This is a genomic window from Shewanella basaltis (genome assembly GCF_023283885.1).
Lineage (GTDB): Bacteria > Pseudomonadota > Gammaproteobacteria > Enterobacterales > Shewanellaceae > Shewanella > Shewanella basaltis.
Genome location: NZ_JAKILA010000004.1, coordinates 169172 through 195247, shown reverse-complemented (window position 1 = coordinate 195247; position 26076 = coordinate 169172). Strand labels below are relative to the sequence as shown.

Genomic DNA, 26076 nt, shown 5'->3' with positions numbered 1-26076 from the left:
GGAATCCAGGTGTTAGCTCTTACGTGTTTAACCTTAAAATCTAAAAGTATTAAATATAAATAAACAGAAACACCTGGATCCCCGATACAAGCACTCGAGGATGACGAGCGGGTAAAATTTAAAACCTACCGAGTTACCTAGAAGGACGAAGTCCGCCCTCTGACGAGCTTGCGAGTTCCAAGAACCTAGTCCTTATAACCTAGAACCTATTTATAAATTCTAGTTAACTTGACAACCTCATAGCGCTCTATAAGCTTAAGCGCATTAACATCATATTGTTTTGGAGTCTGTTATGAAAAAATTATTTATCGCCGCCGCGGTGTTAGCATTAAGTGCTTGTAGTACCCTAAAATCGAGTTCAGACTTCGATCCAACTGTTGCATTTGATCAATATAAGTCATACGCCTGGGTAGAAAGCAAAAACGATGACGCAGCAGGTTATCACTTAGATGGCTTAATGGATCAGCGTGTACGCGCTGCATTAGATACTCAGTTAAATCAAAAAGGCATGATTAAAACAGACAAACAAAATGCCGACATACTGGTTAATTACATTACAAAAGTGGATAAAAAAATCAACGTAGACACCTTCAACAGCCATTTTGGTTACAACCCTTATTACGGGCCACGTTGGGGCCTAGCGGGTTCAATGCAAACCGAAACCGTTGTTCGTGAATATGAAGTCGGCACGCTCATGGTCGACTTGGTCGATAACAAAACAGGTAAGCTGGTATGGCGTGGCACCATTGCCGACACAGTAAGAGATCAAAGCACCCCAGAAGAGCGCATCGCTACCATTAACCAGGCCATTGGCACCGTAATGATGAATTATCCGCCAAAACCGACCGCCAATTAATATTACCGCGATATTGTCTGTAATTACTCAATAAAGCCCCATATTTGGGGCTTTATCATTTGAGCGGTACAAACAAAACCCCTTGTGCAACGTTTGCAGTTACCCTGTTATCGACTTTTATAGATAGTTAACCTCAGCTCTGGATAACAAACGCCTTTCAAGCAGTCCTTTGCCTTCCTCACTGCGTTGAATTAACTTGCAATAGGCTAGCTATTGACGCGTTAATTTGCCTTGTTAGCAAAACAAATCACAAGCTTGACAGTGGATTTTAGTCAATCTATTGATTTATATCGTTATCAATACATCTCTTATCCAGAGTTGAGGTTAGTTAAAGTGCATTGTCCAAATAGAGTAATGACAAACAAATCGCTGTAAGCATAAGGTTGAAAGACCAACAAGCCCTAATACCGACCTAAACAATGCGAATTTACGCCTTTGTAGTGTCTTAACTGAACATACCAGTCGATGAGTGTAGAGCAAAACAGTGCAATGGTATTATTTGTTTATCTTTAGTTTTCGACAATTCAACAGCTTAGCTTGTAAGCGTACAAGTAACTAAAAAATAACACTGCTGTAAATGGGTTAAATGGCGTATTTATAGGCGCTTTAGCGTAAAAACCTATTCAATCCAAAGCGCAATTTTGGTAGTATTCTGTCCAGTGAATGGGACGTCACCTGCTCAATACAGTGGGCAAATTAATAAGCGAGTCACAATGAAATCTTGGTATCTACTTTATTGCAAACCACGTCATGAAATCCGTGCGCAGCAAAACCTGGCTCTTCAAGAAGTCGAAAGTTATTTACCTATGATTACTCAGCAAAAAACGGTGCGTAACAAAAGCCAAATGGTTAGCGCCCCTTTATTCCCCAGCTATCTTTTCATTTACTTCGACCCACAGATCACGAGTGTGAGTAAAATTCACAACACCCGTGGTGCTAGCCGTATTGTGGGTTGCCGAGAAGATATGACGCCCATTGATGATAGAATCATCTCAGCCTTAAAAAGACGAGTTCAGGGGCATGTGCCTGAAACAGAGAAAACGTTAGCGAAAGGCGATAAAGTGAAGTTTGTCGACGGTCCATTTAAAGACCTAGAAGCCATTTTCGATGAAGATAACCCAGAAAAACGCTGCCATGTGTTGTTTAACATCATGGGACAGCAAAAAAGGATTTTAGTCGAACTGGAAAATCTTAAAGCGCTGTAAATGTTTTGCTTTATTAACAAAACCGTAATATGAGATTTTAGCTCGTTTAAATGTAAGATATTGTCCATTTTTACCTTAAATTAGTATCTCAAATATCGCTTAAAGCAGACGGTTTTGGTCGAAATGTAATCATTTAAGGTTTATTTAAACGTTTTTGAAACATTTTTAATCAAGATGATGTTGATAACTCAAGCATCTAAATGTGTTTTTGAGTATAATTCCGCGCTTGTTAGATACGTTACCTATTTAACAATTGCTTAAAAGAACATAAAAATAATCAATTTCGCACCGCGAAGGGCACGTTGGAAGCCGTAATCCATGGGCGGTAGCGTGCCTGAAAGGCAAAAGACAGAATAGTTTCTGTCTTTTAGTGGACGCCGAAAGTGATTGTCTGGAACAATCACTAACAGCTTCAGCTGGCTCGAAGAGAGAAGTACAGGATGTACTGAATCAGGGCGTCTCGCCCGCCACGCGGGTCGGTAGCGTGCCTGAAATGACGCTTCGCTGCTAGGTCGCTTCGCTGCTAGGTCGCTTCGCTGCTAGGACGCTTCGCTGCTCGATTACGTCATTCCGGCAACGCTGTTAAAGCCGGAATCCAGGTGTTCGCTTTTAATGATTTACCAGAATGACGCTTCGCTGCTAGGTTCTAGGGCGACCTTCGGTCTGCTAGGTGCTAGGGCGTGACTTCGTCACTTCGAGGACGCTTCGCTTCTAGATTCTAGAAGGACGCAGTCCGCTCTCAGGCGAGCTTGCGAGCTCCTAGAATCCGTCCCGGTAGCGCTTATAAAGCCGGGATTAAAGCATTCGAGGACGAGGCCTAGAACCTCTGGCAAGCCTGCGAGTTCCTAGAACCCAGAATTTAAAACCTATTTCAAAATAATATTGGAGATACCCTGGTGTTGCATAAAACCAAAAACGTGTTAATTGCTGGCTTATCAGCCCTTATTATTTTCAGTACGCAAGTGCAGGCTGTAACGCCATCGCCACAGATGATTGAGCAATTTAAGCAACTGCCAAAATCTGAGCAAGAACGTATTGCTAAGCAATATGGTATCGACCCTTCAATGTTATCGTCTTCATCAACCACTACAACAGTTGAAAACCCACAGGTAGTCGAACCTCGTTCTGTGCAAAATAATGTTTTAGATCAATCGGAAGATGAAGCCATCATTCAAGGTACTAAAACCACCGCCAGCGTTGAAGCATTAGACAACAAAAAAGAACAACAGTTAAAACCATTTGGTTATGACTTATTTGCAGGTTCTCCATCCACTTTTGCCCCAGTATCAGATGTTCCTGTTCCTGCTGAGTACATGGTGGGCCCAGGCGACACGTTAAATGTTCAACTTTACGGTAAAGAAAACAACAACTACCAATTAGTTGTTGGTCGTGATGGTGCTGTGCAGTTTCCAGATCTTGGTCCAATCTCGTTAGTTGGGCTGTCTTTTGCTGAAGCTAGAAATTTACTACAAGATAAAATTGCGCAAAGCATGATTGGCATTAATGCAAACATTACCATGGGTGAACTGCGTTCAATCCGTATTTTTGTTGCGGGTGATGCATTTAAACCTGGTTCATATACGGTTTCTAGCTTATCAACCATGACGCAAGCACTTTTTGTGTCTGGTGGTGTTAACCAAATCGGCTCGTTACGTAATATTCAGTTAAAACGCGCGGGCAAAACGGTCGGCACATTAGACTTATACGACCTATTGATGCGAGGTGATGCATCAGGTGATAAGCGTTTACAATCTGGCGATGTTGTTTTTATTCCTTCTGCAGGTGGCATGGTAAGCGTAATGGGCGAAGTGCGCCGTCCAGCTATTTATGAGCTTAAAAATAATGAAAGCATGGGCGATGTAATTAAAATGGCCAGCGGGTTAAATCCTGGTGCATACCCTAAAGCCAGTGTTGTAGAGCGCTATAGCGACAAATCAGTTAAAACAGTGATAAACGTTGACCTTACCGCCAATAGTGGTTTAGCCACATTAGTTAAAAATGGCGATGTATTAAATGTTAAATCTGCCTCAAATCGAGTTGAAAACGCAGTAACACTGTCTGGCGCTGTTATTCGTCCTGGTAAATATCAATGGACAAGTCAACTTAAAGTAGCCGATTTGCTGCCTTCTATTTGGGGTAATTTAACCATCACTGCAGATTTAGACTACGCATTATTGGTTCGTGAAATTAATCAGCGTGGCGATATAGAGGTTCACCGTATCGCACTTGGTAAGGCCATTACCGATCCGTTTTCATTGTTTAACGTCGCCTTACAGCCGCGAGATACGCTTTTAGTGTTCGATTACGAAGACAGAGAAAAGCTACTTGCTCCTATTATTACTAAGCTTAAAAACCAAAGTCGATTTGGTGAAGCCGCTAAATTGGTCAGCATCAATGGCAATGTCCGTTTTCCTGGTCAGTATCCATTAACCGTAAATGCAGACGTTAAAGAATTAATTATTGCCGCGGGTGGCTTAGAAGAAGGCGCGTATACCATGGCGGCAGAGTTGACTCGCCAGGTGGTATCGCAAACAGACGGTGTGGCAATCAAACATCAACAGCTTAGCTTAAATGATGTTATGAATGACCCATCCTCAGTGATTGAATTACAAAGCAGAGATATTCTAACCGTTAGAACATTACCAGACTGGCAAGACACCCGTTGGGTGACCATTAAAGGTGAAGTTAAATTCCCTGGTACTTATTCTATTCAACGCGGTGAAACACTAAAAGGTGTTATCAACCGCGCTGGTGGCTATACCAATAACGCTTCATTAAAAAGCGCTGTATTTTTACGTCAATCTGTTAAAGACAAAGAACGACTTGAACTTGCAAAACTATCGGATGAACTTCGCCGCGAAATTGCAGCCAAAGCATTAACCAAAGACACGCCAACAGTGGGTTATGCAGATGCACAGTTAATGTTAAAAGAGCTTGAAAATGTGCAAGTTGTTGGCCGTTTGGTTGTTGACCTTAACGCCCTAGAACTGGGTATTGACGAAGCAAACCTAGATTTAGAAGATGCAGATGCCCTTTACGTACCAGCTAAAAATCAAACAGTTTCTGTAATGGGCCAGGTACAACATCCAAGTACGCACAGATTTAAAGAAGGCGTTACTTTTGAGCAATATTTATCAATGGCAGGTGGGCCGCGTAAACGTGCCGATGATGACCGCACCTATATCATTAAGGCCGACGGCTCTGTTGTTTTACCTAATGAGTCAAGTTGGTTTTCAAGTAACAATCAAATTGAACCAGGCGACACCATCATTGTACCGCTGGACACAGAATATAAAGACAGTCTAACCCTATGGGGACAAGTCACCACCATCATTTATAACAGCGCCATCGCCGTCGCCGCAATCGCAACGTTGTAAGAAGGCCCTAGGTACTAGGTACTAGGAGCTCGCAGGCTCGCCAGAGAGCGGACTACGTCCTGCTAGGACGCTACGCTTCTAAGATTTTATAGCAGGCCGTAGGCCGCTCTAGCAGCGAAGCGCTCTAGATTCTAGAAGCTCGAAAAGGACCTGATATGCGTTTCGAACAGCTGGATGTATGGAAAAGAGCTTCTAGATTGTCGTGTGATATTTATAAGTTGACTGAGTCAGTGAGTAACTGGGGTTTTAAAGATCAAATTACACGTTCAGGCTTATCTGTTCCCTCAAATATAGCAGACAAAAGCGCAGGAGCAACTTTTGAATGATACGTTGTTGGTATCGGCCTCGAAGAGGTGAGGTACATGGATGTACCGAGTAAGGAGAAGAACGTGAAACCCTAAAAAAAGCATAAGATTTCTATATTACGCAAAAGGTTCTCTAGGTGAGCTTGTTACTCAACTGTATATCGGAGCAGAAATCGAATACATAGATAAAAAAATGGCTATGTCGATGGTAAAAGAAGCTAAAGAGTTAGCCAAAATATTAGGTACTCTTATTAAACAAAAACAAACAAAGTTAAAAGAAGATAGCCCGATTACACAATAGAGTAAGCAAACGAAGCACTGAAACTTTTTGCTTTTATAGCAGCGTAGCGCTCTAGCCGCGAAGCGTCCTAGAATCTAGGCTGTTGCTTTGACACAACCAGCAACAAACAAAACACTTAGCAGATATCTGCAGGTATCTTTTGACTTTATAGCAGCGTAGCGCTCTAGCCGCAAAGCGTCCTAGAACCTAGTAACTGCTTCCCATACAAAAAAGAAATGATGACTAAACAAAACCTACAACCCACTTATGACGCGAACTTTCCATCCACCCAACCAATGGGAAGTGTTCCGGACGACGAAATCGATCTTCGTGAGTTATTTTCAGTTATCTGGAAGGGCAAATGGATCATCATCGCCATTACATTTGTTTTTGCGGTGGCGTCAGTTGTATTTGCAATAAGTCAGCCAAATATATACAAATCAGAAGCTCTGTTGTCACCAGCCGACGCTGAACAAGGCGGTGGCGGTTTAGCAGCCCTTGCTGGTCAGTTTGGTGGGCTTGCCTCAATGGCGGGTATTAATTTAGGCGGTGGCGGTGGCGTTGATAAAACTCAAATGGCCATAGAAGTGATGAAATCACGCCAATTTGCTAGTGAGTTTATTCAAAAACACCAAATTTTGGCCGATTTAATGGCAGCCGAAAAATGGGATATGCAAACTAACACCTTATCTTACGACAACGAATCGTATGACTCAGCCAATAAACAGTGGGTGCGTGAAGTTAAGCCTCCTTTTAAACCAGAACCGTCAATGCAAGAGGCCTACAAAGTATTCAGTAAAATTGTTGCCGTTAATGCTGCAAAAGATACCGGCATGGTTACTGTATCAGTAGAACATTTGTCACCTGCAATTGCTCAACAATGGGTTAATTGGCTTATACAAGACATCAATACAGTAATGAAAGAACGTGATGTTGCTGAGGCCATTAAAAGCACGGAGTTTTTAGAGTCAAAAATTCAGCAAACCAATGTGGCAGACATTCGCTCAATTTTATACAAATTAGTCGAAGAGCAAGCAAAAACCATTATGTTTGCAGAAGTGCGCGATGAATACGTATTTAAAACCATAGACCCAGCCTTAATACCAGAAGAAAAAGCCAAACCTAAGCGAGCGCTCATTTGTGTGTTGGGTACCATGCTCGGTGGCATGTTAGGGGTAATGTTTGTATTAATTCGGTATTTTGTAAAGAAAGAAGATTAAACAAAAAAAGGGCCTATTGGGACGGTTTTCAAGAAAACCATAAAACCTAGGCTCTATGCAGGTTAGCGAAGGTTGGCCTGTCTCAAAATGGATAAAAAGTGTCTCAGTTAGGTTTTTAAGGCTGAGATGCAAAAATGACAATATTCAATTCATTTAGTCTATATCTACTCGTAAATAGACAACTCAAAACGTCTCGGAAACATCAAAAATGAAGATTTTAGTTACAGGTGGAGCAGGGTTTATTGGCTCTGCAGTCGTTCGTCATATCATCAATAATACCCAAGATAGTGTAATTAATGTCGATAAATTGACCTATGCAGGTAATCTTGAATCATTGGTAAGTGTTGTATCAAACGAGCGTTATGTTTTCGAACAGGTTGATATCTGTAACCGGGAAGAATTAGACCGAGTATTCACTACCCATAAACCAGATGCTGTGATGCATCTGGCGGCAGAATCTCATGTTGACCGTTCAATTACCGGCCCTGCTGATTTTATTCAAACCAATATTGTAGGTACCTATACACTGCTAGAAGCAACGCGTGCATATTGGAATACGTTAGCGGTTGAAGCTAAAAAAGGATTTCGATTCCATCATATCTCAACAGACGAAGTGTATGGTGATTTGCCTCATCCAGATGAGCAAGAAGGCCTAACAGTAAATCAAGAGTTACCTTTATTTACCGAAACAACTTCTTACGCGCCAAGCAGCCCTTACTCTGCGTCAAAAGCATCAAGCGATCACTTAGTAAGAGCATGGTTACGTACTTATGGCTTACCAACGTTAGTAACCAACTGCTCTAACAACTATGGCCCATATCACTTCCCTGAAAAGTTAATTCCTTTAGTTATCTTAAATGCATTAGAAGGTAAGGCATTACCAATCTATGGCAAAGGTGATCAAATTCGTGATTGGCTCTATGTAGAAGATCATGCTCGTGCACTCTACAAGGTGGTTACTGAAGGTCAGGTTGGTGAAACCTATAACATTGGTGGCCATAACGAGAAGCAAAATCTTGAAGTAGTACAGACCATCTGCAGCATTTTAGATGCTCTTGTACCAAAAGATACGCCATATGCACAACAAATCACTTATGTAACAGACCGTCCAGGCCATGACCGTCGTTATGCAATCGACGCTAGTAAAATGAACAAAGAGCTTAACTGGCAGCCAGAAGAAACATTCGAAACAGGCCTTCGTAAAACGATTGAATGGTATTTAGCTAACCAAACCTGGTGTCAGCATGTACAAGACGGTAGTTATCAACTCGAACGCTTAGGCATTTAGCCTTTATCTACAATTTTGAAGTCCTAATTTAATTATCTAGAACCTAGAATTTAGGACTGATTTACCTAGGAACTTATTTACTTATGAAAGGCATCATTTTAGCCGGCGGTTCAGGTACTCGTTTATACCCGCTTACAAGAGGTGTTTCTAAACAGTTACTAGCAGTATACGATAAACCAATGATCTATTATCCCATGTCGACATTAATGCTTGCAGGCATTAGAGACATATTAGTTATTACAACGCCAGAGGATAACGAAGGTTTTAAACGTTTATTAGGCGATGGTTCAGATTTCGGTATCAATCTAACCTATGCAGTACAACCTTCACCCGATGGTCTTGCACAAGCCTTTTTGATCGGTGAAGAGTTTATCGGCAACGACAGCGTGTGTTTAGTATTAGGTGATAACATTTTTTATGGTCAATCTTTTAGCAAAACCTTGAAAAATGCAGCTAGCAAAGAGACGGGTGCTACTGTATTTGGATATCAAGTAAAGGATCCTGAACGCTTTGGTGTCGTTGAATTTGATGAAAATATGAAAGCGATTTCTATTGAAGAAAAGCCTGTTAAGCCTAAGTCAAGTTATGCGGTAACAGGATTATATTTTTATGACAACAGTGTTGTAAAAATGGCAAAACAAGTAGTGCCATCACACCGAGGCGAGCTTGAAATTACCACTTTAAATGAAATGTACTTAAAACAGGGTAATTTGAACGTAGAGTTACTAGGTCGTGGTTTTGCCTGGCTTGATACTGGCACGCATGAGAGCTTGCATGAAGCCTCTTCGTTTGTACAAACCATAGAGCATGTACAAGGCCTTAAAGTTGCTTGCCTTGAAGAGATTGCATGGCGTAATGGTTGGTTAAGTTCTGGGCAACTTGCTGATTTAGCTAAACCAATGATGAAAAACAGTTATGGACAATACCTAAACCGTTTAGCTACTGGAGTATAAGTGTGAAAATACTAGTAACAGGTAAAAACGGTCAGGTTGGTCACTGTTTAGTTAAGTTACTTGAGGCCCAGACTGAGCTAGAGTATCTAGCTCTTGAGCGAGAACAGCTTGATATCACCAATAAATCGCAAGTTAACAAAATAGTAAATGAGTTTAAGCCAAACATTATTGTAAATGCTGCAGCTTATACTGCTGTAGATAAAGCTGAACAAGAACCTGAATTAGCAAATGCAATTAATCGAGATGGTCCATTAAATCTAGCGTTAGCTGCTAATAATGTTAACGCCGCAATTATTCATATTTCGACAGATTATGTTTTCGATGGAAAAGGTCTTGAGAGCTATACCGAGTCAGCAGTAACATCACCTCAAAGCCAATATGGACGGAGTAAACTTGCTGGAGAGCATGCTGTAGTACAGGCTTGTAATAAACATATTATATTAAGAACTGCATGGGTTTTCGGTGAGCACGGAAATAACTTTGTTAAGACAATGCTTCGACTTGCTAAAACGAGAACTACGTTAGGCGTCGTTGCAGATCAATTTGGCGGTCCAACTTATGCGGGTGATATTGCAAGCGCTATCCTCAAAATATCAAAGCAGATTATAAGTGATAGTCACAATTATGGCATCTATCATTTTTCTGGATTCCCCCATGTAAGTTGGTATGCATTTTCTAAAAAGATATTCGAAATAGCATTAGAGCAAAAATTACTTACTCAGTCTGTTCAAGTCAACCCAATATCAACGTTAGATTATCCTACTCTAGCTAAACGACCTGCAAATTCGCGTTTAAGTTGCGATAAAATCAATAATGATTTCGGGATTAAACAAAGCGACTGGCAAGATGCATTAGCCCGAATTAAAGAGTATTTATAATGAAAGTAATTGATACAAATATTCCTGATGTAAAAATTATTGAACCAACGGTATATGGTGATGAACGTGGCTTCTTTATGGAAACCTGGAATCAAAAAAAATTCGAGAACGCAATAGGTTATCCTGTAAGTTTTGTTCAAGACAATCACTCTAAATCAAGTAAAGGTGTATTGCGAGGTTTACATTATCAATTGGCGCCGCATGAGCAGAGTAAGTTAGTGCGTTGTATTGTAGGTGAAGTATTCGACGTAGCTGTGGATATTCGTCAAAGTTCTCCAACTTTTGGTCATTGGGTTGGTGAGAAGCTTTCTGCTGAAAATAAACGTCAATTATGGATTCCGGAAGGTTTTGCACATGGATTTTTAACCTTAAGTAATACTGCAGAGATTTTATATAAAACAAATGCTTTTTATTGCTCAAATAGCGATAGAGGTATCCTATGGAATGATAAAAAAATCAAAATAGCTTGGCCAACAGATGGGTTAACCTTAATCTTATCTGACAAAGACAAAAATCAACCAATCTTTTAACTTAACTTTTAATGTTAACTGTATTTATGTATATTTTTATGCCAGTTTAATAAGGCTAAAATTTATTACACAAAGCTTTAAATATGTCTAAAATTAAGTTGTAGTTATAAAGTTATTATAATATTTGGATTTAGTTGTTTGTTGATTATTAAAAGCTTAAAAGCTTAAAAGCTTAAAAGCTTAAAAGCTTAAAAGCTTAAAAGCTTAAAAACTTAAAAACTTAAAAACAAATTGGTAATGGATAATATAGTGGAATATAAAATTGCAGTTATAACAGGTGCGACTAAAGGAATAGGTAAAGCAATAACTAAAGAATTGACAATGAATGGATATTTCGTCGTAGGTTTAGCAAGAACATTACCTGAAAGAAATCATGACAATTTATTTCTGTTTGATGAAAAAAAAGTAGTTTTAATTAAGTGTGATGTAACAAATGAAGCAGATGTTAGTGTTGCATTAAATCAGATAAAAGGTTATGGAGTTGTAGATGTTTTGATTAATAATGCAGGAGTTACTTCGGATAACTTTTTCCATAAAATGACTTCTGAACAATGGCATAAAGTAATTAATGTTAATCTAAATGCACTTTTCTATATAACACAACCAATATACAAAATGATGAGAGAAAATAAACGCGGAAAAATAATAAATATATCATCAGTAAATGGTCAAAAAGGACAGGCTGGACAAGTTAATTATTCATCGTCTAAATCTGGAGTTCATGGGTTTACGATGGCTCTTGCTCAAGAAGGTGCGAGGAATAATGTATTAGTTAATACCATTTCTCCAGGCTACACAAACACCGAAATGACACAAAAAATAAGCCCGGATATTCTTTGTACAATTAAAAATTCTATTCCTTTAACAAGGTTAGCAGAAGTTGAAGATATTGCTAATGTTGTTTCGTTTCTAGTTAGTGACCGGTGTAATTATATCACTGGTGCAAATATACCTGTTAATGGTGGATTATTCATAGGTTGATTATGGCTTATTATACTGAAGAAGAATTATCTAAAATTGGTTTTAAAAAACTTGGATTGAATGTAAAGGTTAGTGTAAAAGCTAGTATATACAATCCTGAGACAATTGAAATAGACGATAATAGTAGAATTGACGATTTTTGCACTGTATCAGGGAGTGTAACGATCGGGAAGCATGTTCATTTTGCACCATATTGTTTAGTCGCCGGTGGAACAGAAGGTATCATTTTTGGCGATTTCTCGGGGTTAGCATACAATGTTCAAGTTTTTAGTCAGTCGGATGATTATTCCGGCAGAACAATGACAAATCCAACTATTCCCTCAAAATACAAGAAAGAGACTAAAAAATCTGTTCAGATATCACGACATGTTATTGTTGGAACTAGCTCTATTATATTTCCTGGTGTTACAATTGCTGAGGGATGTTCTATAGGTGCAATGAGCTTAGTTAATAAAAGTACAGAACCTTGGGGGATTTATATTGGTAATCCAGCGAAGCGAGTTAAATATAGACATAAAGATTTGCTAGATTTAGAAACATTATTTGCGAGTGAAAAAAATGATTCCATTTAACAAGCCATATCTACATGGTAGAGAGTTAGTTTACATAGCTCAATCTGTAGCAACAGGTAAAATTTCTGGAGATGGCGTATTTACAAAAAAATGTCATGATTTTTTTGAAACTCGTTACGGTTTTAAAAAAGTTTTATTAACTACGTCCTGTACTGACGCACTAGAAATGACTGCACTACTGTTAGATATTCAACCGGGCGATGAGGTGATTGCACCATCTTATACCTTTGTTTCTACGGTTAATGCTTTTGCTCTACGGGGGGCAAAAATTATCTTTGCAGACAGTTATAGTGACCACCCCAATATCGATCCTAACGAAATACTAAAGCTCGTTACTCCTAAAACCAAAGCTATTGTAGTCGTTCATTATGCAGGTATTGCTTGTGATATGGATTCCATTATGAAAATAGCTAACCAATATAATATTCCTGTTGTCGAAGATGCTGCACAAGCTGTTGATGGATATTATAAAGAGAGACCATTAGGGAGTATTGGTACTTTTGGTACTTTCTCATTTCATGAGACTAAAAATATTATTGCTGGCGAAGGTGGCTTACTAGCGATCAATGATGAAAGATATATAAATCGAGCTGAAATTATACGTGAGAAGGGAACTAATCGTGCTTCTTTCTTTCGTGGTGAAGTTGCTAAATATGGATGGGTGGATATCGGTTCATCATTTTTGCCATCTGATATAATAGCTGCATATTTGTTTGCACAACTTGAAAATCTTGATGATATTCAAACTAGACGAAAACAAATTTGGCAACGTTATTATGATAATTTGAATAAATCTATTGTTAATTCTGAGATTAAGTTACCTAAAGTTGCGGGTTATTCAACTAATAACGCCCATATGTTCTATTTGGTCTGTTCAGATTTGGAACAACGAACGTTATTGATAAAGCATTTAAAAGAAAATGGTGTATATGCAGTATTCCATTATTTGTCATTACATTGTAGTGAATATTATCAAGGTAATTATGCAGGTCAAAATCTAGTAAACTCAGATCTATTCACCGACAACTTAGTAAGATTACCTTTGTTTTATGAGTTAACAAATGAACAAGTTGATTATATTTGTGAAAAAATAATATCATTCTTAAATGTGTAGTTGGTTATATTATAAATATTGTTATTGTAATTATCTGTTAATAATTATTGAATTTGATATTTAAATTAGCTAATTGTTTCTTCGACCTTTAGTACAATATCAAATGGAATTAGAGACTTCGCTAGATAGTTTAAGATAGTTTACATTCAAGATAACCCACAAAAACTTTTTTTGTGGTGTTCAAAAACATCAAGAGGCAGATTCTAAAGTCATAGTTAAGGATTTATAAATAAATCAAAGTAAATATAATCATTTATCTTGATCTTTGTATTAGGTTGAGTTCGTCCTACAATAATTAATATTAAATTATATAATTTAATATTTCGGTATTTAAATGTGTCGATTTTTTTTAGCTAACATTTTAAGTGTTATTAATAGAGTTTATGAAAAGTAATAAGAAGTCATTTTTTTATATTTATATTTGTAGGATTTACATTGCGATTATTTCCCTATTTTTAATACCAATGATAATTGATCTGGTAGGCTATGAGGCCTATGGACTTATTGGTGTTTTTATGGTTGTTCAAGCTTGTCTAAACATCTTAACTGCCGGAGTTGGAGGTGTTTTAACTAGAGAGTTAATTAAATCGCAAAGTTATAAAGGAGATTATAAAGAGGCTTTGAATCTTGTAAGCAAGGTCATAAAAGCATTTTGTATTATAAGTTTTTCGATAGTTGTTGTAGGCTCGTATTTCTCATTTAATTATAGTTATCATTGGATAGATTCAAGTCTTGATAATAATTTAGTTGTGTTTTCAGTTTTTTCTATGTTTTTAATAGTGGCAATAAAATATCTACAAGGACCATACCGAAGTATATTACTTTCATCAGAAAAACACTTTATAATTACATCCTTAGATGCTTTATATGCAACCCTTGTTCAGCCGGTTGCTTTACTAATTTTATTTTTTGTAAGTAAATCCATCATTGTTTATTTTATTACTCAGATTGTATCTGTATTTATTGTCACCGTTCTAACTATCTATTTTTCAAATAAAGAAAAAAATGTGACTTTATTAAATCTTCCAGATTCAAAAGAAAGGAAAAACAAAGAGACTAAAGTTAAAGATATTCTTAAGTTTGGTTTCCAACTATCTAGTTTATCAGCATTATGGATTATCGTATCACAATCAGATAAAGCTAGTTTAGCATCTGTGTTGTCTTTGACAGAGTTTTCATTTTATAGTGTTGCATTTTCTGTTACGACTGTTCTTACTGTATTGAATGCGCCGGTAAGCCAAGTTTTACAACCAAGATTGACCAAGTTGATTGAGTCAAAACAATATAATAATTATTCTGATATTTTTATAAAATCAATAAGCGCTGTCTCATCAATTGCAATACCATTATCAATATTCATGTTCTTTTATTCTAAGGATTTGATATATATATGGAGTGGTGATGTGTTTTTGTCGGAAAAAGTCAGTGTTTATTTACCTTGGCTGTTTTTCGGTTCGACATTTATTGTTTTATCTAATTTTGTTTTTTTATTGAAATATAGTACTGGTGACTTAAAATCACATACATTAGTTTATATAACCTTTAGTTTTATTGTTATTCCGCTCAATATTTATATTTCTAGTAAGTTCTTTGGCCAAGGGATGGCTTATCTGTACTTGGTTTCTAACTCTTTATTTTATATAATTTGGTCTACTTTTGTATTTAATCAATACTTAAGGCGTGGATGGTTAATTAATTTTTTATTAGTATTACCTGCAATATTGATTTCATACATTTATTTTCATTTCATTAGTAGTTTTGAATATTTTCCTGAAGGAAGATTTAATAGATTTCTTTACTTGGCTAGCCAAGGATTTATCTGTGTATTATTTATTTATAGTTATTTTAGATTTGCTGTTTTAAAAATTAATTTTGAATATTCAGGTTCTAAAAATGAAAAAAGTTAGAGTTTATGTTTATACACCTAGTTATGATGAAAACTCTGGAGGACGTATCGCACTTCACAGACTTTGCCATTTATTAAATCAGACTGAGGGTTTTGAAGCTTTTTTAGTACCAAGAAAGCTTGAAAAGGTTAGGTTTAAATCAATAAAAGAATTGATCGGAAGTTTTTGGCAATATATATGTCTTGAAATTGAGCGTTGCTATAAATTCAAAACTCATCCAACTTGGAATACACCTGTAAAAAAATTAAGATATGTTGATGATAAAAACGCTATAGTTGTTTACCCTGAAATTACATTCGGTAATCCACTATTTGCTAAGAATGTAATCCGATGGTTTTTACACCAACCTGGCCATTTGAAAGGTGAGTTTAATTATGGTGTCGGGGAATTATATTTTAAATTCAACTCAGCAATAAAGGATTTTATATATTGTAAATCAAAAACATCTAATAACAATTTAAAAGTGATATATTATCCTCTTGATATCTATAATGATAGTGATATTACTGTAAAAGATATTCAAAGTCATTTAGTCCGTAAAGGTAAAGACAAGCCTAAAGTTCACAATGATTCTTCAATTCCTATTGATGGATTGTCTCATTCTCAAATAGCTAAAATCATGAAGCGCAGTGAAATATTTATTTCTTACGATGATTATACTGCTTATTCAATTTTCGCTGTATTGTGTGATTGTAAATCTGTAGTTGTTCCAGGGAAAGATGTGTTACTATCGCAGTGGTATCCAAATGAATCTGACCGATATGGAATAGCCTATGGCTTTACTGAAGAACAGTATATCTGGGCAAGCAAAACTAAGCACAAAGTATTGGAACATATAAAATTGGAGCATCAGAAGTCACAAGATAGTGTAATTGTTTGTTTTAATGAAGCTAGATGTTACTTTAACATATGATTTTACGGGAGAATAATTTGGAAAGAGTTTTTTTTGTTAATGACATGTCTAATGGTGGAGCAGAAAGAGTAATTTCAAATTTATTAAATGAAAATGATATTCTGATTCAAATATGGGATAATAATTTTTATAAATTTAAATGCAAAAAAAGAATTGTATTAATTAAAAGGAAAGGTTTTTTTATATCTGATGTTTTAATTTCCGTAATAAAGTTATTTTTTCTTGTTAAAGTTGAAAAGTTCAATAAAATAAATAGCCATTTATTTTTGGCGAACTACATTAATACTTTAGTTTCTTTGTTTACTAATCATATTTCTATATGTACCCACTGTGTTTCTTTTGAATCAAAATTCAGAGTTGGTTCGGCTTCTAGAATACTACATAAATTTCTTATTAAATATTTACTAAGGTTTTCTCATCTTAATACTTATAAATCTAAAGATATGATGGTTGAATATAATTCATTATTCAATCTAAAGAACGGATGTGTTATTTATAACCCTATTAATGTAAATATATGTAAAAGTAACGTGCAATCGACGAGTTTTGATTTTGAATTTGTCGATAATATTACCTATATTCTTGTTGTTGGTCGGTTTCATGAAACTAAAAATCAATTGGCTATTTTGAAAACTTTGAAGTTTTTAGATGATAAGTATCAATTTATATTTTTAGGAGATGGTAATCAATTGTTGAAATGTATTGAATACTGTAAAGAAAATGGATTATCTAGCAGGGCTCATTTCTTAGGAAGTGTGTCGGACCCTTATCCATTTTATATGCGTTGTCAACTATATATGTCTGTTTCGCTTTCTGAAGGCTTTCCTAATTCTTTGATAGAAGCAATAGCATTTGATTGTTTTCCTATTGTTTACAATTGTAATACTGGACCCAAAGAAATATTATCATGCTCTTATTCTGAGTTGACCATTAAAAACTTATCAGGTTTCGAACTATATAACTTAGGGATTTTACTAAATGATTTAAATAGTTCCACTATAATTGAAAGTGTCGATTTTGCACAATCTTTTAACTGTAAAGTTGACAAAGTATCTAAAGATAAATTATTTGAAAAATTAACATATGAAATTATTAATAGTAAATATTATGAATTATGAATTATGAATTATGAATTATATTCCATTTGATTGGCAAGGTTTTTTATGTACAAAATAAGTGTTTTAATTTTAATTTACAACAAAAAAGTTGAAGACTCTGAATCTTTCAAAGGTATTTTAAAGTCGAAAATAAATCTAACAGATTTTAATGTTGTCGTTTGGAATAATGGGCCTGAAGTAATTAATTATGAAAGTTTTCCAATTCCCGTAGCTAACTTCGAGCTTGTACAAACAATAAGTAACGAGTCTCTTTCAAAGATATATAATATATTTATTTCTAGGTTCAAGAGTGAAAGGTATGTCATTTTAGATGATGATTCTCTTATAAATGATATCTATTTAGAAGAAATTAAATCTGTTTCTACTAATTTAATTTCTTTACCAATTGTTTCTTGTAATGGTATGGTTACTAGTCCATTGTCTGGCCGTAAGCCAATTGAAAAAAAAATTACTAACAAAAACAAAAAACCTTTATTTGCAATTGGTAGTGGTATGGTCATAGGTCACGATGCCGCGTTATTAATTAAAAGGAAATATGGAAATGTTTTCGATGAACGTTTTTATTTTTATGGAGTTGATGTATCTTTATGTCATAGAGTAAATTCATTGCTAGATTACATATCGTATAATATAATTTCAGGATTTGAACATAATCAATCTAAGTTTCAATATGAAAATAAAAATATTTTAGATTTTAGGAAAAAAGAAAGGTCATACGATCTTGGTTTAAGGTTGAGATTTTATACTCCTCCATTAAAGTCTTTTTTGGTAATATTTCGTGTCCTAGTGAAAATTGTTTTTAATTATTTTTCAAATCAAAATAATAGGTATTTCGCAAAAGATCTAATAACTGCTTTTTTTACTGGAAAGCATTATAAAAATTAATTTATTCTTTCTTCGTAGGAGGAAGTATGTTTAAACTTATATATCTAAAACTTTATTTTTTCATTTTTGGAGGGACTAAATATGCGAGAAAAATTGGTGTTAAAGTCGGGTCTAATGCCAGAATATTAACAAACAAATTTGGCAGTGAACCTTTCTTAATCACCTTGGGGAATAATGTTACATTAACTGGTGGTGTTAGAATTATAACTCATGATGGTGCCGCTTCTCTTATCTTGACTAAATCTGGGAAACGATATTTTAAGTATTCTTCAGTATCAATTGGAAGCAATGTTTTTGTTGGTGTTGACACATTAATAATGCCTGGTGTTACTATTGGTGATAATGTTATTGTTGCTGCTGCAAGTGTTGTAACGAAAGACATACCATCTAATACCGTCTATGGTGGTATTCCAGCCTCAAAAATATGCTCTTTTGATGATTATAAAAATAAAATCTTAAAGAGTGGCTGTACTAGTGATGACTTTGATATTAAATCTAAAACAGACATAATGCGTATGGCAAAGATTACTGACTCTAAAAGAATAAATATTCAGTAGGTGATGTATATAATATGCCATTATACTATAAAGTATTTTCATTCTTTTTTGCATTGTTATATGCATACTTTTTAACTAATCTACCTTTGTTAGATTTAGTTGATAGAGAAAATTATTTATCATATACAGAGTTGTCATCTGTTCATCTTATTGGTTATTTAAATTCAGGCTTTATAAAACTACTAACTAATGAACCTCTGTGGCTAACTCTGAATATTGTGTTAGGTTTATTTCTTGAGCCTGAGAATGTACTTAGAACAATTATTTTCTTTCCTGCATTTATTGTGTCTTATTTAGTTATTGTGAAAGAGCCGAAGATTTTTCTTTGGGCAGTTTTTATTCTATTTTTCCCTCTTGTTATAAAAAATCATATTATTCATTTAAGGCAAGGCGTTGCAATTGCAGTATTTGTTATCGGTTATTTAGGTGGTTACAGAAGTACGATAAAAAATATTTTAATAATAAGTACTATTTTTATTCATTCAAGTTTCTATTTTGTTGTTTTATTCTACTATACAGTGATTTTTATCAATAACATTAAAATTAGCTTAGATTTGAAGTTGTCATTAGTTGTTCTATTTTGTGTTGCGATTGGTTTGTCTATTGGGGTTTTAGTCGAATTTACTGGAGCTAGGCAAGTTCAACGAATCGAGAATGCTTCTGGTGGATCTTCTGGTTTAAGTTTTGTTTTTTGGCTTTTAATTTTTATATCTATAATAATTCAGAAGAAATCATACATAAGATCAAACCTATTCTCTCTGTCTCAAATTATTTTGTACTTGTCTACTTATTTTACGTTTCCTTATACTGCGAGAATATTCGAAAGTAGTATGATTGTTATTTTGCTCTCAGTTGTAGATGTGAAAAGTTACAAAAAATTTATACCAATTTCTATGTTGGTCCTTCTTTGTTTTTATTTGTGGGCTGGTAGGTTTCAATTGCCTTATTATGGGTTTGGTGTTTAATTAATTATTGTTGGTAAAATATGATAAAATTATTGATGTTTGTTCCTAGTTTCCGTGGTGGCGGAGCAGAAAGAGTTTTTGTTAATTTAGCCAATTATTTTTATAAACGTGGTGTTGAAGTTCATTTTGTCGTAACTTCTGACGAGGGACCAAACAAAATCCTTTTGGAGAAAAGTATAAATGTTATTAGTCTAAATAAAAAGTCTGTTTATTTATCTGTTTTAGATTTAACTCTTTTAGTTAGAAAAATACGGCCAGACATAATTTTTTCTACCATGATGAGTTGTAATATAGTTTCAATATTAGCTCGGTTTTTTAGTATGACGTCAGCAAAGGTAATTATCAGGGAAGCAAATATAATACCTAAGCGTGTTTCGGTTATAGATAGAGCTAAGGATCTTATTTCAAAGTATATTTATCCTTTTTGTGATAGAATAATTTTAAACTCTCCAGACACTTTTGAAGATATTAAAAACTTGGTAGGTTATAAAATCATTCCTAAGGGTGTAGTTATTGGTAACCCTGTATTACCTAATGAGATTATTAAATCTTATGATTCATTTGTTAAGCCAAAACAAAATAATAAAATAATAAAAATTGTTTCTGTTGGAAGGCTCGTTAAGCAAAAGAATTATAAGTTGGCTTTTGATGTTGTAAAAGTTTTTCAAGACTTTAATATACCAGTTATTTACGATATCTATGGGGAGGGACCTCTTCAAAACGATCTAGTCGACTACTGTTCTTCCATAGGAATAAGTTCCAGTGTAAACTTTAAAGGTTTCAGTGAAAATATTAAAAAAATATTGCCGTATTATGATGTTTTTTTATTAACCTCCCTTTGGGAAGGATTTGGTAATGTTATTGTTGAATCACTTGCAGCTGGATTACCTGTAGTTCTTACTGATTGTCCTGGCGGCCCGCGATTTATAGTCGAGTCTGATGATATCGGTAGTATATGCACATTTTGTCCCGAAGAAATATTTGATATGATTAATCTTCAAATTCAGCTTGATAACCCTGAAAGGGTATTACAAAGAAAACTTAGAGCTAACGATTTTACTATAGAGACTTCTGGAGAAAAATATTTCAATGAAATATTTGGCCTGTTGTAAACTTATTGGGATGCGATAATGATAAAAGGTTTCAATGATTTAATATATTATCTAAAATGTGATAGAGTAGCTCTTAATAAAAGTGGATTTCCACGTTTTTTTGGTGATGAAGTTTGGAAGTTTCAAGTCTTATTAAGATTTACCGAGTTTTTTATCAATGTTAATCGGTGGTATTTAAAGCCTTTTGAATTTTTTTTTAGATATTTTAAATATAGTTTAGGTGTTAAGTTAGGTTTTTCAATTCCTAATAATACTTTTGGTCCTGGATTGCGAATTGCTCATTATGGGTTCATTGTTGTTAATAGTGAGTGTCGAATAGGTTCAAATTGTACAGTACATGCAGGAGTAAATATTGGTAAAAACTTGAATAGTATAGGTGCTCCAAAACTAGGTAATAATATATATATAGGACCGGGTGTGAAAATTTTTGGTGATATAGAGTTGGCTGATTATATCAAAATAGGTGCTAACTCAGTCGTTAATCGCAGTTTTAATGAATCTGGTGTAACAATTGTGGGTATACCTGCTAGGAAATTAGCTAGTAAGTATTCAAATTGATTTTTTTTCTGAATTTTAACTTTATTTAATTCTTTTTTGTAATAAATAATAGTGTCATTAATTTCAATAGTTCTGTTAAAGCTTTATTTGAATATATTGTTGATTTTTCCATTGGCGTCATCTCTTGTTGATTTTACTTTGCTAAGCTCTTAAATTGGTTTTGTTTTTTTTTGATAATTAATTAAATGTTGGTTTATATATGAAAGTTGCAATTGTTGGGACTGGTTATGTTGGTTTGTCAAATGCTATGTTGTTGGCTCAATACAACGAAGTTGTTGCCGTAGACATAGATAGTAATAAAATTGAATTGCTTCAAAAAAAGTATTCCCCAATAGTAGATACAGAAATCTCTGAGTTTTTATCCAAGGTAGATCTAAACTTTCGAGCTACGCTCAGTAAAGAATCTGCTTATTATGACGCTGATTTTATAATCATCGCTACACCAACTGATTATGACCCACAAACGAACTATTTTAATACTAAGTCTGTTGAATCGGTAATTTCAGATGTATTGTCTATAAACCCTAATGCGGTTATGGTGATTAAATCCACAGTCCCCGTTGGTTACACAAAAAGTGTACGCGAAAGATTTAAAACCGATAACATCCTGTTTTCTCCTGAGTTTTTGCGAGAAGGGCAAGCTCTTTACGACAACTTATATCCTTCACGTATTATTGTGGGTGAACGCAGTGAGCGTGCTAAAGTATTTGCTGATTTACTTGTGCAAGGTGCAATTAAAAAAGACATCGAGGTATTGTTTACTGATTCAACCGAGGCTGAAGCAGTCAAGTTATTTTCTAATACTTATCTTGCGATGCGCGTAGCTTATTTTAACGAGCTAGATACCTATGCTGAATCACATGGGCTAGATGCAAAACAAATTATCGAAGGTGTGAGTTTGGACCCTCGTATTGGTAACCATTATAATAACCCTTCTTTTGGTTATGGTGGTTATTGTTTACCAAAAGATACCAAACAGCTAAGAGCCAATTATGCTGATGTTCCTAATAGTATTATTGGTGCAATTGTAGACGCTAACTCTACCCGTAAAGATTTTATAGCTGATTCAATATTAAAACGTAATCCTCAACGAGTTGGTATATATCGTTTAATTATGAAAGCAGGCTCAGACAATTTTAGAGCATCTAGCATTCAAGGGATTATGAAGCGAATTAAGGCCAAAGGTGTCGAAGTCGTTGTTTATGAACCAGTATTAAACGAAAATGAATTTTTTCACTCTAAAGTCATTAAAGATCTTAATGAGTTTAAAGCGCTCTCCGATATAATTGTGTCTAACCGCATGGTTGATGAAATTCTAGATGTTGCAGATAAAGTCTATACCCGTGATTTATTTGGTTCTGATTGATCTTTATTAGTTTATTTTTATATTAAATAATTGAGAATTTTATGAAATACTTAGTCACTGGTGCTGCGGGTTTTATTGGAAGTGCTGTCGTAGAAAAGTTAACATCCGTAGGTCATGAAGTAATTGGAGTTGACAATATAAATGATTATTATGATGTCAACTTAAAATATGCTCGTTTAAAGCGTATAGAACATGATAACTTTCAATTAAAAACGATTGATATATCTGAGCGAGTTGCAGTATCATCTTTATTTGATAATGAAAAGTTCGATAGAGTTATTCACCTCGCTGCACAAGCTGGTGTTCGTTATTCGATTGAAAATCCACATGCCTATGCCGACTCTAATTTGGTTGGACATCTAAACATTCTTGAAGGTTGTCGTAATTCCAATGTTAAACATTTAGTTTATGCTTCTTCTAGTTCAGTTTATGGTTTAAATGCTAAAACTCCATTTGCTACAAGTGATAGTGTCGATCATCCAGTATCGCTTTATGCTGCCACTAAAAAGGCAAATGAGTTAATGGCTCATAGCTACTCTCATTTATATGACATTCCTACTACTGGTTTGCGTTTTTTTACCGTTTATGGCAGTTGGGGGCGGCCTGATATGGCTCCTTATATTTTCACCAAAAAGATTTTAAATGGTGAAACTATTGATATTAATAACAATGGTGATATGTGGCGCGATTTTACTCATGTTGATGATATTGTCGAGGGCTTAGTACGCATTGCAGATGTGATACCAACACGTAATAATTCCTGGACGGTAGAACAAGGTACACCTGCAACTAGCTCAGCACCTTATGCTATCTATAATATAGGTCATGGTTCTCCAATTAATTTGATGGGCTTTGTTAAAGCAATTGAGGATGAATTAGGCATTGAAGCTAATAAAAACTTCAGAGAGATGCAGCCTGGTGATGTTTACCAAACCTATGCTGATGTAGAGGATTTGTTCACTGCAACCGGTTATAAGCCAAGAGTTGGAGTTAAAGAGGGAGTTGCTGAGTTTATAAATTGGTTTAGAGATTTTTATGGCAAATAAAAAGTTAGTTTTTATTGTAAATGTCGACTGGTTTTTTTTATCACATCGCTTACCAATTGCATTAGAAGCGATCAAGAATGGCTATGAGGTTCATTTAGTAGCTAAAAATTCTGGCCTCAAATCAAAAATTGCTCAATATGGAATAATATTTCATGATATTAATTTTTCTAGAAGTGGAAGCAAGTTAACTGTAGAAATTAATACCATATTAAAATTACAACGCCTTTTAAGCGAACTGAGACCTGACTTAATACATGCTGTTACTATAAAACCTGTTATTTATAGTGGACTTGTTTTACATGCTCTTAGCTTTAAACCTTCTTTCATAGCTGCTATTTCTGGTCTTGGCTATGTTTTTTCAGCATCTTCACTAAAAGCTAAGATCACCAAGTTTTTAGTCTCCCTTTTATATAAAGTTGCTTTTAATCATAAAGATAAAACTATTATTTTCCAAAATAGTGCTGATGATAGAATTTTATCTGAAGTTGTTGGTTTGAAATCTTCGGACAAAGTTTTAATTAAAGGGTCTGGCGCTGATCTATCTTTATATAATGCTTTACCTGAACCTGTTGGTGATAGTGTTACCATCGTTATGGCTTGCCGTTTGCTTAAAGAAAAGGGTGTTTATGAGTATGTCGAGGCTGCAAAAATAATTCGTGCTAAACATTCTAATGTCGAATTTATATTAGCAGGTACACCAGACTTAGAAAATCCAAATAGTGTGTCCCAAGCTGAGGTCGATGAATGGCATTCTCAAGGCATTATTAATGCAATTGGTCATTGTGATAATATTCCAAGAGTTTTTTCAGAATCTCATATAGTTACTTTGCCGTCATACTACGGTGAAGGTGTTCCTAAGGTCTTAATTGAAGCTGCTGCTTGCGGTCGAGCTGTGGTTACTACTGATAATCCTGGATGTAGAGATGCAATTATTCCAGATATTACTGGCATACTAGTTCCTGTAAAAGACCATTATGCACTAGCTGATGCACTTATCAATCTTATCGAAGATAATAAACGAAGACTTACTATGTCTGTAGCTGCACGTGATTATGCGGTCAAAGAGTTTGATGTAAGGTTTGTTGTTGATAAACATATAGCAATATACAGTCATTCCATCAGAAAAGGCATTGAAAATTGAATATTCTCATAACCGGAGGTACTGGGTTTGTTGGTCGTCAACTTATAAAGAGCTTACCCCAACATACTCTTTCTATTTTATCTCGAAGTAGTAATAGTTTTGATGATTCAGTCACGTGTTTTTCCGGCGATATATCAAGCAACACTTGCCATACCCATGCGTTAAAAAATCAATCAGTGGTCATTCACTGCGCCGCACGTGTCCATATGATGGGGGACTCATCAAATTCGCTTCAAGAATATCTAGATGTTAATACATACGGTACTTTAAATCTCGCTAAACAGGCTTATGATGCAGGTGTGAAGCGTTTTATTTTTATAAGCAGCATTAAGGTTAATGGAGAGTCGACCAATATTGGGGGGCCATATAAGCATTCTGATCCACACAATCCCAAAGATTGTTATGGTCAATCAAAATCTGAAGCTGAAATTCAACTTATTGATTTATCAAAAAAGACTGGTTTAGAGGTTGTAATTATTCGTCCAACTTTAGTTTATGGGCCTGGTGTAAAAGCAAATTTTGCTTCATTGATGAATTTTGTTTCTAAAGGTTTTCCTATGCCCTTCGGCTGTGTTACTGAAAATAAACGTAGTTTGGTTTCTGTTACTAATCTTGTTGATTTAATAATTACTTGTATTGATCATCCTAAAGCCGCAAATCAAACTTTTCTTGTTTCAGACGACTATGATGTCTCTACATACCAACTGGTTTTTGAAATGACAAAGGCTTTAAATAAGTCTACATGGCAGGTCCCAATACCTATTTGGTGCTATAAGTTAGTGGGCCGGTTATTTAACAAATCTGAAGTGGTTGATAGGTTAATTGGATCACTGCAAGTTGATATTTCACATACCAAAGATACCTTAGGTTGGAAACCTCCTCAGTCCTTACCGGAAGGTTTCAGGCAAGTAGCACAAACTTTTCTTCAATCAACAACTAAATGAAGGTA

General features: G+C 35.2%; 23 protein-coding genes and 1 pseudogene. All 24 read left to right on the top strand.

Annotated features, from left to right (window positions below):
• Positions 1–292 precede the first annotated feature (292 nt).
• Positions 293–856 (top strand): DUF4136 domain-containing protein, encoded by a 564-nt coding sequence (locus L2703_RS05255; protein WP_248970076.1) that lies wholly within the window; start codon positions 293–295, stop codon positions 854–856.
• A 713-nt stretch (positions 857–1569) separates the two neighbouring features.
• Positions 1570–2061, top strand: coding sequence for a transcription/translation regulatory transformer protein RfaH (gene rfaH / locus L2703_RS05250; protein WP_248970075.1), 492 nt, complete (start codon positions 1570–1572; stop codon positions 2059–2061).
• Between the two features lie 896 nt (positions 2062–2957).
• Positions 2958–5438: an SLBB domain-containing protein gene (locus tag L2703_RS05245; RefSeq protein ID WP_248970074.1), complete on the top strand. Its 2481-nt coding sequence runs from the start codon at positions 2958–2960 to the stop codon at positions 5436–5438.
• Between the two features lie 155 nt (positions 5439–5593).
• Positions 5594–6044: pseudogene (locus L2703_RS19090) on the top strand (four helix bundle protein).
• Positions 6045–6262: 218 nt separating this feature from the next.
• A complete protein-coding gene (locus L2703_RS05235; protein WP_428848643.1) occupies positions 6263–7243 on the top strand; it encodes a Wzz/FepE/Etk N-terminal domain-containing protein in 981 nt (326 codons plus the stop codon).
• A 208-nt stretch (positions 7244–7451) separates the two neighbouring features.
• Complete coding sequence (rfbB, locus tag L2703_RS05230) at positions 7452–8531, top strand: dTDP-glucose 4,6-dehydratase (RefSeq protein WP_248970073.1); 1080 nt, start codon at positions 7452–7454, stop codon at positions 8529–8531.
• A gap of 83 nt (positions 8532–8614) precedes the next feature.
• Positions 8615–9484, top strand: a complete 870-nt coding sequence (gene rfbA, locus L2703_RS05225; protein WP_248970072.1) for a glucose-1-phosphate thymidylyltransferase RfbA — start codon at positions 8615–8617, stop codon at positions 9482–9484.
• A 2-nt stretch (positions 9485–9486) separates the two neighbouring features.
• The gene (gene rfbD, locus L2703_RS05220) at positions 9487–10362 is read left to right on the top strand and encodes a dTDP-4-dehydrorhamnose reductase (protein WP_248970071.1); all 876 of its coding nucleotides are present in this window, start codon (positions 9487–9489) and stop codon (positions 10360–10362) included.
• The gene (gene rfbC, locus L2703_RS05215) at positions 10362–10892 is read left to right on the top strand and encodes a dTDP-4-dehydrorhamnose 3,5-epimerase (RefSeq protein WP_248970070.1); all 531 of its coding nucleotides are present in this window, start codon (positions 10362–10364) and stop codon (positions 10890–10892) included. The genes rfbD and rfbC overlap by 1 nt, the downstream gene beginning before the upstream one ends.
• A gap of 249 nt (positions 10893–11141) precedes the next feature.
• Entirely contained in the window at positions 11142–11873 is a 732-nt protein-coding gene (locus tag L2703_RS05210; RefSeq protein WP_248970069.1) for a 3-oxoacyl-ACP reductase, read from the top strand.
• 2 nt (positions 11874–11875) lie between these two features.
• Positions 11876–12445: an acyltransferase gene (locus L2703_RS05205; protein ID WP_248970068.1), complete on the top strand. Its 570-nt coding sequence runs from the start codon at positions 11876–11878 to the stop codon at positions 12443–12445.
• Positions 12432–13559 (top strand): dTDP-4-amino-4,6-dideoxygalactose transaminase, encoded by a 1128-nt coding sequence (rffA, locus tag L2703_RS05200; protein WP_248970067.1) that lies wholly within the window; start codon positions 12432–12434, stop codon positions 13557–13559. The genes L2703_RS05205 and rffA overlap by 14 nt, the downstream gene beginning before the upstream one ends.
• Before the next feature lie 383 nt (positions 13560–13942).
• Complete coding sequence (locus L2703_RS05195) at positions 13943–15466, top strand: lipopolysaccharide biosynthesis protein (protein WP_248970066.1); 1524 nt, start codon at positions 13943–13945, stop codon at positions 15464–15466.
• A complete protein-coding gene (locus tag L2703_RS05190) occupies positions 15453–16379 on the top strand; it encodes a WavQ (RefSeq protein ID WP_248970065.1) in 927 nt (308 codons plus the stop codon). Before L2703_RS05195 ends, L2703_RS05190 begins: the two co-directional genes overlap by 14 nt.
• 17 nt (positions 16380–16396) lie before the next feature.
• Entirely contained in the window at positions 16397–17497 is a 1101-nt protein-coding gene (locus L2703_RS05185) for a glycosyltransferase (RefSeq protein ID WP_248970064.1), read from the top strand.
• Positions 17498–17542: 45 nt separating this feature from the next.
• Positions 17543–18382, top strand: coding sequence for a glycosyltransferase family 2 protein (locus L2703_RS05180; RefSeq protein WP_248970063.1), 840 nt, complete (start codon positions 17543–17545; stop codon positions 18380–18382).
• A 26-nt stretch (positions 18383–18408) separates the two neighbouring features.
• Positions 18409–18939 carry an acyltransferase gene (locus L2703_RS05175; protein ID WP_248970062.1) on the top strand — a complete coding sequence of 177 codons (531 nt, stop codon included), beginning with the start codon at positions 18409–18411 and terminating at the stop codon, positions 18937–18939.
• Between the two features lie 14 nt (positions 18940–18953).
• Positions 18954–19904, top strand: coding sequence for an EpsG family protein (locus tag L2703_RS05170; protein WP_248970061.1), 951 nt, complete (start codon positions 18954–18956; stop codon positions 19902–19904).
• A 20-nt stretch (positions 19905–19924) separates the two neighbouring features.
• Positions 19925–21016: a glycosyltransferase gene (locus L2703_RS05165; RefSeq protein WP_248970060.1), complete on the top strand. Its 1092-nt coding sequence runs from the start codon at positions 19925–19927 to the stop codon at positions 21014–21016.
• A gap of 18 nt (positions 21017–21034) precedes the next feature.
• On the top strand, positions 21035–21574 hold the full coding sequence (locus tag L2703_RS05160) for a serine O-acetyltransferase (protein ID WP_248970059.1): 540 nt from the start codon (positions 21035–21037) through the stop codon (positions 21572–21574).
• A gap of 199 nt (positions 21575–21773) precedes the next feature.
• A complete protein-coding gene (locus tag L2703_RS05155; RefSeq protein ID WP_248970058.1) occupies positions 21774–22940 on the top strand; it encodes a nucleotide sugar dehydrogenase in 1167 nt (388 codons plus the stop codon).
• 41 nt (positions 22941–22981) lie between these two features.
• A complete protein-coding gene (locus L2703_RS05150) occupies positions 22982–23986 on the top strand; it encodes an NAD-dependent epimerase (RefSeq protein ID WP_248970057.1) in 1005 nt (334 codons plus the stop codon).
• Positions 23976–25127, top strand: coding sequence for a glycosyltransferase family 4 protein (locus tag L2703_RS05145; protein WP_248970056.1), 1152 nt, complete (start codon positions 23976–23978; stop codon positions 25125–25127). The genes L2703_RS05150 and L2703_RS05145 overlap by 11 nt, the downstream gene beginning before the upstream one ends.
• Positions 25124–26071, top strand: coding sequence for a UDP-glucose 4-epimerase family protein (locus tag L2703_RS05140; RefSeq protein WP_248970055.1), 948 nt, complete (start codon positions 25124–25126; stop codon positions 26069–26071). Before L2703_RS05145 ends, L2703_RS05140 begins: the two co-directional genes overlap by 4 nt.
• The last annotated feature ends 5 nt before the right edge of the window (positions 26072–26076 follow it).